We start from the raw sequence: 11,652 nt of genomic DNA, 5'->3' as shown, positions 1-11,652 counted from the left end.
AACGGAGTTCTCCGGGCGGGCAGTCGGCGATGAAACAGGAAGTCTCACGGCGCGAGCCGTAGGAATCCCCTCCCTTCAGGGAGGGGAGCGTCAAGATGAGAGATGTCTCCTTCAGCCGCTTCAGCCGCGCAGGGCGGCGATCGAGTCCGCGAGGGCGCGGGGCACGTCCGGCACGGACTGGTGGACCCCGTCCCGTACGACATGGCGACCACCCACGACCGTATGCCGCACATCCGAGGCCGACGCTGCGAATACCGCCGTCTCGGCTGCCAGACGCGGCACCGGTCCCGCTGTCCTGACCGAGTCCAGGGCGATCGTGGTGAAGTCGGCGAGCGCGCCGGGCTCCAGGGTGCCCGCCTGACCCCAGCCGAGGGCCGCGTGGCCGTCGGCGGTCGCGGCCCGCAGCAGTGCGACGGCCGTCCAGTGGCCGCGCGTACGGGAGCGGAGGCGTTCGTTCAGCTCCATCGCCCGGGCCTCCTCCAGGAGGTCGATGACGGCGTGGCTGTCGCTGCCGAGCGAGAGCGGGGAGCCCGCGCGCTGGAGCGCCACGGCCGGGCCGATGCCGTCCGCGAGGTCTCGTTCGGTCGTCGGGCACATGCAGGTGCCCGTCGTCGAGGAGCCGATGAGCGCGATGTCCGCGTCCGTGAGGTGGGTGTTGTGGACGCCGGTCGTCAGCGGGCCGAGGACACCGTGGTCGGCGAGGAGCTGGGTCGGGGTGCGGCCGTGGGCCGCGAGGCAGGCGTCGTTCTCTGCCGTCTGCTCGGAGAGATGGACGTGCAGCGGTACGCCTCGCTCGCGCGCCCAGCTCGCCACCGTCGACAGCTGGTCGGCCGGGACGGCGCGTACGGAGTGGATCGCCGCTCCGATGCGTACGCCGTCGCGCTCCTTCAGCTGGGAGACGCGCTCCGCCCACGCGTCGGCCGTGCCGTCGGAGAAGCGCAGCTGGTGGCGGTCGGGGGCGGCGCCGAAGCCGGAGGAGAGGTACGCCGTGTCGAGGAGCGTGATCCGGATGCCCGCGTCGGCCGCCGCCTGGACGAGGGCCTCGCCCATCGCGTTGGGTTCGGCGTACGGGGTGCCGCCGGGGGCGTGGTGGAGGTAGTGGAACTCGCCGACGGCCGTGATCCCGGCGAGCGCCATCTCGGCGTACACCGCCCGCGCGAGCGCGTGGTACGACTCCGGGGTCAGCCGGGAGGCGACCTGGTACATGATCTCGCGCCAGGTCCAGAAGGTGCCGGAGCCGACCTGGACGGTGGAGCGCAGGGCGCGGTGGAAGGCGTGCGAGTGGGCGTTGGCCAGGCCGGGGATCGTCAGTCCGCGCAGGACGACGGCGCCGGGCGGCGGGGCGATGCCCCCCGACCGCGCGGTGGCCCGCACGGTCGTCTCCGCCCCGGCCCCGGCTCCCGCGCCGGCCCCGGCTCCCGCATCGGCTCCCGCGTCGGCTGCCGTCCGGACCGCGGTGATCCGGCCGTCCGCGACCTCCAGCACCACGCCGGGCTCGACGTTCGTGTCGAGCCAGGCGTGTTCCAGCCAGTACGTCGTCACCTGCACGCCAGTCCTTCCAGTACGTCGGCGAGTGCGAGCACTCCGGCCACGCAGTCGTCCTCGGCCGCGAACTCGGCCGGGGAGTGCGAGACGCCCGTGGGGTTCCGTACGAACAGCATGGCGGTCGGGATCGACTCGGACAGAATGCCCGCGTCGTGCCCGGCGCCCGTGCCGAGGATCGGGGTCTTCTCGCCCAGGACCGAGGCGATCTCGTCCCGGAGGGCGTGGGCGAACTCCACGACGGGCGTGAAGGACTCCCGTACGACCGTGAGGTCGATGCCGTGGCGGGCCGCGTGGTCACGGGAGGCCGTCTCGATGCCGGCGATGACGGTGTCCAGGGCGTCCTGGTCGGCGGCGCGGGCGTCGAGCCAGCCGCGGACCAGGGAGGGGATGGCGTTGACGCCGTTCGGCTCGACGGCGATCTTGCCGAAAGTGGCGACGGCGCCCGCGAGTTCGGCCTCGCGCCGGGCGGAGAGGACGGTCTCGGCGTAGGTGAGCATCGGGTCGCGTCGGTCGACGAGGCGGGTGGTGCCGGCGTGGTTGGCCTCACCCGCGAAGTCGTACCGCCAGCGGCCGTGCGGCCAGATCGCGGACGCGATGCCGACGGCGTCGCCGGACAGGTCCAGGGCGCGGCCCTGTTCGACGTGGAGTTCGACGAAGGCGCCGATCCGGGCGAGGCGCTCGGGGTCGGGTCCGATGGCGTCCGGGTCGTGACCGGCGGCCTCCATGGCCTGCGGGAGGGTGATCCCGTCGGCGTCGCGGAGCTCGTACGCCTGCTCCTTCGTCAGCCGACCCGCGGTGAGGCGGGAGCCGACGCAGGCGAGGCCGAAGCGGGCGCCTTCCTCGTCGCCGAAGTTGGTGATGGCGAAGGGGCGCTTGAACTGGACCCCGCGGGAGCGGAGTTCGTCGAGCGCGGCGAAGGCGGAGACGACGCCGAGGGGGCCGTCGAAGGCGCCGCCGTCGGGCACGGAGTCCAGGTGCGAGCCGGTGACGACCGCGTCACCGGCCGCGGGGTCGCCGAGCCAGGCCCACTGGTTGCCGTTCCGGTCGACCTCGTAGTTCAGGCGGCGGGCCTCGGCCTGCATCCGGAACCAGAGCCGGCAGTCGGCGTCGGCGCCGGTCCAGGCGTAGCGGCGGTAGCCGCCCGAGGCGTCGCTGCGGCCGATGGGCCGCAGCGAACGCCACATGGCATGGAACGTCTCGCTCACGCGGAGCCGCCCTCGGAGCCCTCGGAGCCCTCGAAGCCCTCGGAGCCCTCGGAGCCCTCGCGCATCGGGACGCGTACGGACTTCTCGTCGGCGACGTTCTCGGCGATGTCGTAGCCCGCGTCGACATGGCGGATGACGCCCATGCCGGGGTCGTTGGTCAGGACGCGGCGGATCTTCTCGCCGGCCAGCGGGGTGCCGTCGGCGACCGTGACCTGGCCCGCGTGGATGGAGCGGCCCATGCCGACGCCGCCGCCGTGGTGGATCGAGACCCAGGAGGCGCCGGAGGCGACGTTGACCATGGCGTTGAGCAGCGGCCAGTCGGCGATCGCGTCGGAGCCGTCGAGCATGGCCTCGGTCTCGCGGTACGGGGAGGCGACCGAGCCGCAGTCGAGGTGGTCGCGGCCGATGGCCAGCGGGGCCGCGAGCTCGCCGGAGGCCACCATGTCGTTGAAGCGCTCGCCCGCGCGGTCCCGTTCGCCGTAGCCGAGCCAGCAGATGCGCGCCGGGAGGCCCTGGAAGTGGACCCGCTCGCCGGCCATCTTGATCCAGCGGTGGAGGGACTCGTTCTCCGGGAAGAGTTCGAGCATCGCCTTGTCGGTCTTCGCGATGTCCGAGGCCTCGCCCGAGAGGGCGGCCCAGCGGAACGGGCCCTTGCCCTCGCAGAACAGCGGGCGGATGTAGGCCGGAACGAATCCGGGGAAGGCGAACGCGCGGTCGTAGCCCGCGAGCTGGGCCTCGCCGCGGATGGAGTTCCCGTAGTCGAAGACCTCGGCGCCGGCGTCCATGAAACCGACCATGGCCTCGACGTGCTTGGCCATGGACTCCCGGGCGCGGGTGGTGAAGCCCGCCGGGTCCTTGGCCGCGGCGCTCGCCATGTCGTCGAATTCGACGCCGATGGGCAGGTAGGAGAGCGGGTCGTGGGCCGAGGTCTGGTCGGTCACGATGTCGATGGGGGCGCCCTCGGCCAGCATCTGCGGCAGCAGTTCGGCCGCGTTGCCGAGGAGGCCGATGGAGAGCGGGCGACGGGCGTCGCGCGCCTCGGTCGCCAGTGCCAGCGCGTGGGCGAGGCTGTCGGCCTTCACATCGAGGTAGCGGTGCTCGATGCGGCGCTCGATCGCGCGCGGGTCGACGTCGATACAGATCGCGACGCCGTCGTTCATCGTCACGGCGAGCGGCTGGGCGCCACCCATGCCGCCGAGGCCGGCGGTGAGGGTGATGGTGCCCGCGAGCGTGCCGCCGAACTTCTTGGCGGCGACGGCGGCGAACGTCTCGTAGGTGCCCTGGAGGATGCCCTGGGTGCCGATGTAGATCCACGAACCGGCCGTCATCTGGCCGTACATGGTCAGACCGAGCTGCTCAAGGCGCCGGAACTCCTCCCAGTTGGCCCAGTCGCCGACCAGGTTGGAGTTGGCGATGAGCACGCGCGGGGCCCACTCGTGCGTCTGCATGACGCCCACCGGGCGGCCGGACTGGACGAGCATCGTCTCGTCCTGCTTCAGGGTCCGCAGCGTACGCACCATGGCGTCGAAGGAGCGCCAGTCGCGCGCGGCCTTCCCGGTCCCGCCGTAGACGACGAGCTTGTCGGGGTGCTCGGCGACCTCGGGGTCGAGATTGTTCTGCAGCATCCGGAGGGCGGCCTCCTGCTGCCATCCCAGGGTGCTCAGTTCCGTACCGCGCGGGGCCCGTACGGGGCGGGGTCCTGACATGGGTGCCTCCTCCGATGTGACGTAACTATTCACATCCTGACCTGATGAATAGTTGTAGTCAACAGCTGCGGCGCCACCCGTCCCGGTGGTCCCATGGATCCATGGCATCCCACCGTCGCGACCAGGCCGTCCGGGCCGCCGTCGAGCAGGGCCTCCTCACCCCCTCCGGGCAGGTCGTCGCGCTTCTCGACACCGCCGGCATCCGCGCGTCGGCCGCCGCTCTCGTCTCCGCCTTCGCCGCGGTCACCGACGCCCCCGTCCTGCACGCCTTCGCCGTGAAGGCCTGCCCGCTCGTACCCGTCCTGCGCCTGCTGGAGGCGTGCGGGCTCGGCGCCGAGGTCGCGAGCCCCGGGGAGCTGGCCCTCGCCCGCGCGGCCGGCGTGGCCCCGTCCCGTACGGTGCTCGACTCGCCCGCCAAGACGCCCGCCGAGCTGCGCCAGGCCCTCGCTCTCGGGATCGCCGTCAACGCCGACAACCTCCAGGAGCTGGCCAGGCTCGACGCGCTGATCGCCTCGGCGCCGACTGCCTCACCCCTCGGGATCCGGGTGAACCCGCAGGTCGGAGCCGGTTCGATCGGCGCGCTCTCGACCGCGACCGCCACCTCCAAGTTCGGGGTGGCCCTTCGGGACGAGGGAGCGCGGGAGGCCGTCGTCCACGCGTACCTGGACCGGCCCTGGCTGACCCGGCTGCACACCCACTCCGGCTCGCAGGGCGTCCCCTTCTCCCTGATGGCCGAGGGCGTCGCCGCCGTGTACGAGCTGGCCGAGGAGATCAACACCAAGGCCGGGCGGCAGCAGATCGACACCGTCGACATCGGCGGCGGGCTGCCGGTGAACTTCGCCTCCGACGAGGAGACGCCGACCTACGCCGCGTACGCGGCCCTGCTCGCCGAGACGGCGCCCGGTCTCCTGGACGGGCGCTACGGGCTCGTCACCGAGTTCGGCCGCTCGCTGCTCGCCAAGCACGGCACGATCCTCGCCCGCGTCGAATACACCAAGAGCTCCGGCGGACGCCCCATCGCCGTCACCCACGCCGGGGTCCAGGTCGCCACCCGTACGGTCTACGACCCGGCCTCCTGGCCGCTGCGCGTCCTCGCGTACGGCTCCGAGGGCCGGCCGCACGACGGGCCGGAGACCGTCCAGGACGTGGCCGGCCCCGCCTGCTTCGCGGGGGACCTGATCGCCACCGCGCACCCGCTGCCGCTGCTGCGCCCGGACGACATCGTGGCGGTGCCGGACACCGGCGCGTACTACTTCGCCCACCACTACGCGTACAACAGCCTGCCCCGGCCGGCCGTCCACGGCTTCACCGTCCAGGACGGCGACGGCCGCGTCTCGTTCTCGACCGTGCGGACCGCGCAGAGCATGGACGAGATCGTCGCCGAGGCGGGCGGCGACCGGGCGGACGCACTCCTGGTCTGACACACCCACTCCCGGGCTGACAACGCGGGCGATCGTCGGACCCTGGTGCTTCCATGGAGCCATGGCCATGAAGAGCATCGTCGTCGAACGCCGGATCCAGGCGCCCCCCGGACCGGTCTGGGAGGCGATGACGGACCTGCGGGACATGGAGCGCGTCCTCAGCGGCGTGGACAAGGTCGAGGTGCTCACCGAGGGCGCCTTCGGTGTCGGCACGCGCTGGCGCGAGACCCGGACCATGTTCGGCAAGCAGGCCACGGAGGAGATGACCGTGACCGAGGCCGAGGCGCCGGACCGCTATGTGACGGTGGCCGACTCGCACGGCATGCACTACGTCTCCGAGATCGCGCTGCGCCCCGACGGGGACAGGGCGACCGTGGTGCGGATGACGTTCTCGGGAGGCCCGGCCGAGGGGAACCGCCTGGGGTTCGTCGCCAGGCTGCTGAGCGGCCTGGGCGCCAAGGCGGCGAGCCGGGCGCTGGCGAAGGACCTGGACGACGTGGCGGCCTCGGTGGAGCGCCGCCGCTGACCCTTGCCCGTACGTATGTTCGCTCGTACGGGTGACAGTGCGGCGGGCATCAGGTGACGAGCCCCCGGGCAGGCGTCCTCCCGACGACGACGAGAGGCCGCCCATGACCACAGCATCACGATCCGACGAGCCCGCCGCCGAGCGGTCGGGTCCGGCCGGAGAGCCGGCGCTGAAACGCGCCATCGGGCCCAGGCTGCTGATCCTCTTCGTCATCGGCGACATCCTGGGCACCGGGATCTACGCGACGACCGGCAAGGTCGCGGGCAAGGTCGGCGGTGCGCTCTGGCTGCCCTTCGTGATCGGCTTCGTCGTCGCGCTGCTGACCGCCGCCTCGTACGTGGAGCTGGTCGGCAAGTACCCGAAGGCGGCGGGCGCCGCGCTCTACACGCAGAAGGCGTTCAAGGTCCCCTTCCTCACCTTCATCGTGGCGTTCATGGTGATGTGCTCGGGGCTCTCCTCCGCGAGCGCGGCGGCCCGCGCCTTCAGCGGCGACTACTTCCAGGAGTTCACGGACGCGATCCCCGCCACGCTCATCGCGATCGTCTTCGTCCTCGCCCTCGCCTGTCTCGCGCTGCGCGGGGTGTCCGAGTCCGTGAAGACGAACGTCGTGCTCACGCTCGTGGAGGTCACCGGACTGCTGATCATTCTCGCGATCGGCGCCTGGGCCGTCCTGAGCGGCGAGGGGGAGCCGTCGCGGCTCGGCGAGTTCGAGGCGTCGGGCAGCGGATACGCCCTGGTCACGAGCGTGCTGGGGGCCACCGCGCTCGGCTTCTTCGCCTTCGTCGGCTTCGAGGACTCCGTCAACATGGCGGAGGAGACACAGGATCCGGTCCGCACCTTCCCCCGGGCCGTCTTCATCGGCGTCGCCGTCACCGGAACCGTCTACGTCCTGGTCGCCCTGGTCTCCTCGCTCCTCGTCGACCACAGGGTCCTGGAGGGTTCCAGCGGGCCGCTCCTGGAGGTCGTGAAGGCCGGCGGGGTCGACTTCCCGCCGAAACTCTTCGCGCTGATCGCCCTCTTCGCGGTCACGAACTCCGCGCTCATCAACATCATGATGGCCTCCCGGCTCTGCTACGGCCTCGCCAACGAACGGGTCCTGCCGCGCGTGATGGGCAAGGTCCTGAAGCACCGCCGCACCCCTCTCACCGGCATCGTCTTCGCGACCGCCCTGACCATCGGCCTGGTCTCCACGGGCGAGATCGAGGGCCTCGGCGACACCACGGCGTTCCTCCTGCTGTGCGTCTTCGCCGTGGTCAACATCGCCGTCCTGGTACTGCGCGGGGACCGGGTGGACCACGAGCACTTCCGTACACCGACGGCGCTCCCGGTCATCGGCGCCGTCACCGCCCTGATCCTGGCGAGCCCCCTCGCCGACCGGTCGGCGGACGTGTACGTCCGGGCCGGTGTCCTGCTCGCCATCGGGATCGGGCTGTGGGTGGTGAACAAGGCCGTCCTGCGCGCGCACGGCGAGGACTGAGGCGCACGGGGAGGGTGGAGGCGCACGGCAAGGACCGAGACGCACGGGGAGGACCGAGACGCACGGGGCCCCTCGGGAGGGCGCCGCGGTCCCAGGGGCGAATTCAAGCAAGTGAGCGGCATGTTCCGATGGAAAATGCCAGAACTCCTCCCCCCGACCGAAACGTTGAGTAGCGTCACGGTTACTGCCGTACGTCCGCACGCCGCATCGGGAGGGGAATCCGCGTGCCCGGAATCGACGAGTGCCTGCTGGAGGCCATGAGCCTGCCGGGCGCACGCGGAGCCTGGCTGGTCGACTGGACCAGCGGGCTCGCCCTCGGCGCGGCGGGCGAGTCGCCGGTCGGCGACCACGAGACGACGGCGGCGGAGGCGGCCGAACTGGCCCGCGCGGCGGCGGAGTACGACTCCTTCGCCGGCATCGCCGCACCGACCACGGCCGTCGTCCTGGCGGCGCGCGCGAACGCGTCCCCCGTCCCGGGCACCGGCGCGACCGGTGTTCCGGCAGCGGCCGGCACCGCGGCGTCCGCCCCAGCCACAAGACAGCGTACCGAAACCGTCTCCGCCGATGGGGGGTTGACCAAAGGTCCGCCCGTGGAGGATCTGATCGTCAGTACCCGCAGCGGCTATCACGTCCTGCGTTTCGTCGACACCGCCTTCGACAGCAGCGTCTTCCTCCACCTGTGGCTGGACCGGGACACCGGCAACCTCGCGCTCGCCCGCCTGAGACTCCGCGACCTCGCCGAGAGGCTGGTGCTCGGATGACCGTCTCCCCCATGCTCGTCCGGCTGGCCGCCGAGCGGGCGACCGGCGCCCTGCTGCGCGACCACGGCACGCTCTACCTCGTCGACGGCCGCGTCGTGCACGCCGAGAGCCCCGCCGCGCCCGGACTCGACGTCCTGCTGACCGCCGGCGGACGACTCCCCCGCGAGCGCTGGGACGAGGCCGTCCACCGGGCCGGGGCGCGCCGCGAGGTCGGCAGGTTCCTGGTGGAGAGCGGCCGGCTGCACGACGGCGAGCTGGAGATCTGTCACCTCGGCGCGGTCTTCGACGCGGCGTTCTTCGCCCTGGCTCCCGCCACCGGCCCGACCCGGTTCCGCTACGGCGTGTCCCACTGGTTCGGTCCGGTGCGCCCGGTCTCGACCGAGGCCGTCGAGCGCGAGACGGTGCGCCGCCGTGAACTGCTGGACAGTGTCTGGCCGTACGGAACGGTGGACACGACCCCGGTCGTCGCCCGCGCCCCCGCACCGGGGCAGACGGTGAGCCTGCGCCAGCGGGCACTGCTCGCGGCGGCCGACGGGACGCGTACGCCCGCCGACATCGCCCGCCTGCTGGGCCGCCCGGCCTTCCACACACTTCTCGACGTCCGCCGGCTCGCCGCCGCCGGCCTCGTGGAGACCCCGCCCGACCCCGTGGCGGCCGCACCGCCCGCCATACCCGCATGGGTCGGCGAGGTCGCGGCCGATCCGGACATCGCCCTGCTGCGCCGGCTCCGCGACGCCCTGGAGGCAAGTCTGTGATGAGGCGTGCCCTGCGCCTGCGCGCCGAGAGGAGACAACTGATGTCGGCAGAAGCCGAGGTACTCGGCGAACTGAGACGGCTGCGGGCCCGACTGCCCCAGCTGACCGGGGCGCTCGCGGCGAGCGCCGACGGCCTGGTGCTCGCCCATGACACGGCCGCCACGGAGGCGGAGGGAGTGGCCGCGCTGACCGCGGCGGCCCTCGGCGTGACCCAGCGGCTGTGCGAGTCCACCGGACAGGGCGGCTTCCGTGAGCTGCTCGTCCGGGGCGAGAACGGCTACGTCGCCACGTACGCGGCCGGCGGCTCCGCCGTGCTCACGCTGCTCGCCGAGCCCCGGATCAACGTGGGCCGGCTCCATCTGGAGGCCCGGCGGTCCAGTGCCCGGATAGGCGAGCTGGTCGACGGGGCGCTGGAGCGCAAGGACCTGAACCGGCACCAGACGTAGCCGCGACGCGGGACCGGACCTGAAGACCCATCGAAGAACCGAAACCGAACGAGAACCGAAACCGGAAAAGGAAGTGCGACACCCATGGCGAACACCGAGACCGTCCTCAAGGAAGCCGCGTCCATCGAAGGCTCCATCGGAGCCGCTCTGGTCGACTACACCAGCGGAATGGCGCTCGGCACCATCGGCGGCGGCAAGGACCTCGACCTGACCGTGGCGGCGGCCGGCAACACGGACGTGGTCCGCGCCAAGGTCAGGACGATGGAGATGCTCGGGCTCCAGGACGAGATCGAGGACATCCTGATCACGCTCGGCACGCAGTACCACCTGATCCGGCTGCTGAAGGGGCGGGGGAAGAACGGACTGTTCCTGTACCTGGCGCTGTTCAAGGACCGCGCGAACCTGGCGATGGCGCGCCACCAGCTGAAGAAGCTGGAGAACGACCTGGAGATCTGACCCGGCTACTCCACGAACAGGCCGCGCGCAGCCGCCTTGGTGTCGAACTCCTCCAGGCGCGCCTGGGCGTCGGGCAGTTCGTCCGCCATGGCCTCCAGGAGCACGCGGCCGAGCAGCATCGGGGCGCAGGCCGTGTCGAAGGCGAGCCCGGTGCCGACGGCGGCCGGGATCAGCAGGTCGCTGTGGGCGGCGACGGGCGCGAACGCCGACTCGGCGACCGTCACCACGGTCAGTCCGGCGCCCTGGGCGTATTCCAGGGCCTCGACGACCTCGCGGGGGTGGCGGGGCAGCGCGAAGCAGAGCAGGGCCGTGGCCCCGGCCCGTACCGCGGCGTCGACGCGGTCGGTGAGCATCGAGCCGCCTTCGTCGAGAAGGCGGACGTCGGGGTGGACCTTGGCGGCGAAGTACGCGAAGCCGCGCGCCTGCGAGGAGGCGGCCCGCAGCCCGAGGACGGGCAGCGGCCGCGAGGCGGCGAGCAGCCGGCCGGCGCGGACGACGGGCGCGGGATCGGCGAGGAGCTCGGCGAGGTGGCGCAGGTTCTCGATCTCGGCGAGGACGGCCTGCTGGTACTCGTTGTGCTCGCCGGCCTCCGGCGAAGCCTCCCCCGCGGGCGCGACCTCGCGCAGATGGCGACGGAGCGCCGGGTAGCCGTCGAAGCCCAGGGCGACGGCGAACCGGGTCACGGAGGGCTGACTGACGCCCGCGAGGTCGGCCAGCTCGACGCTGGACAGGAACGCCACGTCTCCGGCGCGGCGCACCATGCAGTGCGCGATCCGCCGCTGTGTCGGTGTCAGCCGGTGCCCCTCGAAGAGTGTCTGCAGCCGCCCGGCCGGGCTGTCGCTCACGCCGTCCCCCTTCCGCCTATTCAGTCACCCAGAACTCTGCATGAAGATATGCAGTCAGGCAACCGGTGGTGCTCAGAACCCGGTGATCCCGAAGAGGAGGACGAGGAGTCCGATGAGGATCCACATGCCGCCCGCCGCGCGCAGCGGGGTCGGGTTCTTCTTCCGGAGCACGGTGACGACTCCGGCGCCGAGGCAGCCGGCCCCGAAGAGCAGGAAGAAGACCCCCGTCACGGCCCCCATCAGGAGAAGACCAGGAAGACGAGGCCGAAGAGGGTGGCGAGGCCGCCCAGCACGACCGAGGCGATGCCCACGACGCGCAGCACGAAGGTGAATTTCGGGTCACCCGGCATCAGGTTGACCGGGGAGGCCGTCATACGGTCGGCGAAGCCGCGGTGGTTCTTCACGATCGCCAGCCCGAACAGCAGCCAGCCGATACCGAAGAGCAGAGGGAATACTCGCACAGTCGTTCCTTTCGTCGTTCCTATTCTCGCGGAGGGGGTGGCCGGCCC

At 72.0% G+C, this 11,652-nt stretch carries 13 protein-coding genes; 7 read left to right on the top strand and 6 right to left on the bottom strand.

All coding sequences use genetic code 11. The annotated features are described in order from the left end of the window. Positions 1–120 precede the first annotated feature (120 nt). From ACFUJR_RS36915 to hutU, 3 genes are read right to left on the bottom strand one after another with little or no spacing between them, the layout of a single operon-like run. Positions 121–1,548 (bottom strand): formimidoylglutamate deiminase, encoded by a 1,428-nt coding sequence (locus tag ACFUJR_RS36915; protein WP_383178548.1) that lies wholly within the window; start codon positions 1,546–1,548, stop codon positions 121–123. Beyond that, positions 1,539–2,729, bottom strand: a complete 1,191-nt coding sequence (locus tag ACFUJR_RS36910; RefSeq protein ID WP_383178583.1) for an allantoate amidohydrolase — start codon at positions 2,727–2,729, stop codon at positions 1,539–1,541. Before ACFUJR_RS36910 ends, ACFUJR_RS36915 begins: the two co-directional genes overlap by 10 nt. A gap of 17 nt (positions 2,730–2,746) precedes the next feature. Continuing rightward, positions 2,747–4,456, bottom strand: a complete 1,710-nt coding sequence (gene hutU, locus ACFUJR_RS36905; RefSeq protein ID WP_383178551.1) for a urocanate hydratase — start codon at positions 4,454–4,456, stop codon at positions 2,747–2,749. A 101-nt stretch (positions 4,457–4,557) separates the two neighbouring features. Between hutU and ACFUJR_RS36900 the strand changes: the two genes are divergently transcribed. From ACFUJR_RS36900 to ACFUJR_RS36870, 7 genes are all read left to right on the top strand, one after another. Next, positions 4,558–5,877, top strand: a complete 1,320-nt coding sequence (locus tag ACFUJR_RS36900; RefSeq protein ID WP_383178554.1) for a diaminopimelate decarboxylase — start codon at positions 4,558–4,560, stop codon at positions 5,875–5,877. Between the two features lie 61 nt (positions 5,878–5,938). After that, positions 5,939–6,403 carry an SRPBCC family protein gene (locus tag ACFUJR_RS36895; protein WP_383178557.1) on the top strand — a complete coding sequence of 155 codons (465 nt, stop codon included), beginning with the start codon at positions 5,939–5,941 and terminating at the stop codon, positions 6,401–6,403. Between the two features lie 103 nt (positions 6,404–6,506). Next, positions 6,507–7,880: an APC family permease gene (locus ACFUJR_RS36890; protein WP_383178560.1), complete on the top strand. Its 1,374-nt coding sequence runs from the start codon at positions 6,507–6,509 to the stop codon at positions 7,878–7,880. A 224-nt stretch (positions 7,881–8,104) separates the two neighbouring features. Next, complete coding sequence (locus ACFUJR_RS36885) at positions 8,105–8,641, top strand: hypothetical protein (protein ID WP_383178563.1); 537 nt, start codon at positions 8,105–8,107, stop codon at positions 8,639–8,641. Then, complete coding sequence (locus ACFUJR_RS36880) at positions 8,638–9,396, top strand: transcriptional regulator (protein ID WP_383178566.1); 759 nt, start codon at positions 8,638–8,640, stop codon at positions 9,394–9,396. Before ACFUJR_RS36885 ends, ACFUJR_RS36880 begins: the two co-directional genes overlap by 4 nt. After that, positions 9,396–9,842 carry a roadblock/LC7 domain-containing protein gene (locus ACFUJR_RS36875; protein WP_383178569.1) on the top strand — a complete coding sequence of 149 codons (447 nt, stop codon included), beginning with the start codon at positions 9,396–9,398 and terminating at the stop codon, positions 9,840–9,842. Before ACFUJR_RS36880 ends, ACFUJR_RS36875 begins: the two co-directional genes overlap by 1 nt. Before the next feature lie 84 nt (positions 9,843–9,926). Continuing rightward, positions 9,927–10,298, top strand: coding sequence for a hypothetical protein (locus ACFUJR_RS36870; protein WP_383178571.1), 372 nt, complete (start codon positions 9,927–9,929; stop codon positions 10,296–10,298). 5 nt (positions 10,299–10,303) lie between these two features. On the opposite strand, the gene ACFUJR_RS36865 is transcribed toward ACFUJR_RS36870, so the two are convergent. The 3 genes from ACFUJR_RS36865 to ACFUJR_RS36855 all read right to left on the bottom strand — a co-directional run bounded on the left by ACFUJR_RS36865 (position 10,304) and on the right by ACFUJR_RS36855 (position 11,604). After that, the gene (locus tag ACFUJR_RS36865) at positions 10,304–11,143 is read right to left on the bottom strand and encodes a MurR/RpiR family transcriptional regulator (protein WP_383178574.1); all 840 of its coding nucleotides are present in this window, start codon (positions 11,141–11,143) and stop codon (positions 10,304–10,306) included. A gap of 72 nt (positions 11,144–11,215) precedes the next feature. Continuing rightward, positions 11,216–11,383 carry a hypothetical protein gene (locus ACFUJR_RS36860; RefSeq protein WP_383178577.1) on the bottom strand — a complete coding sequence of 56 codons (168 nt, stop codon included), beginning with the start codon at positions 11,381–11,383 and terminating at the stop codon, positions 11,216–11,218. Further along, positions 11,383–11,604, bottom strand: a complete 222-nt coding sequence (locus tag ACFUJR_RS36855) for a hypothetical protein (protein WP_383178580.1) — start codon at positions 11,602–11,604, stop codon at positions 11,383–11,385. The genes ACFUJR_RS36860 and ACFUJR_RS36855 overlap by 1 nt, the downstream gene beginning before the upstream one ends. Positions 11,605–11,652: the final 48 nt, after the last annotated feature.

This window comes from Streptomyces sp. NPDC057271, assembly GCF_042668715.1.
In the GTDB taxonomy this organism is placed as follows: domain Bacteria; phylum Actinomycetota; class Actinomycetes; order Streptomycetales; family Streptomycetaceae; genus Streptomyces.
The sequence above is the reverse complement of the archived record's forward strand: the minus strand, read 5'-3'. Positions and strand labels throughout refer to the sequence as shown.

Coding starts and splice junctions, on each gene's coding strand:
- ACFUJR_RS36900 (WP_383178554.1), top strand. CDS start 4,558: ATGGCATCCCACCGTCGCGACCAGGCCGTCCGGGCCGCCGTCGAGCAG.
- hutU (WP_383178551.1), bottom strand. CDS start 4,456: ATGTCAGGACCCCGCCCCGTACGGGCCCCGCGCGGTACGGAACTGAGC.
- ACFUJR_RS36870 (WP_383178571.1), top strand. CDS start 9,927: ATGGCGAACACCGAGACCGTCCTCAAGGAAGCCGCGTCCATCGAAGGC.
- ACFUJR_RS36890 (WP_383178560.1), top strand. CDS start 6,507: ATGACCACAGCATCACGATCCGACGAGCCCGCCGCCGAGCGGTCGGGT.
- ACFUJR_RS36910 (WP_383178583.1), bottom strand. CDS start 2,729: ATGTGGCGTTCGCTGCGGCCCATCGGCCGCAGCGACGCCTCGGGCGGC.
- ACFUJR_RS36860 (WP_383178577.1), bottom strand. CDS start 11,383: ATGGGGGCCGTGACGGGGGTCTTCTTCCTGCTCTTCGGGGCCGGCTGC.
- ACFUJR_RS36880 (WP_383178566.1), top strand. CDS start 8,638: ATGACCGTCTCCCCCATGCTCGTCCGGCTGGCCGCCGAGCGGGCGACC.
- ACFUJR_RS36875 (WP_383178569.1), top strand. CDS start 9,396: ATGAGGCGTGCCCTGCGCCTGCGCGCCGAGAGGAGACAACTGATGTCG.
- ACFUJR_RS36895 (WP_383178557.1), top strand. CDS start 5,939: ATGGCCATGAAGAGCATCGTCGTCGAACGCCGGATCCAGGCGCCCCCC.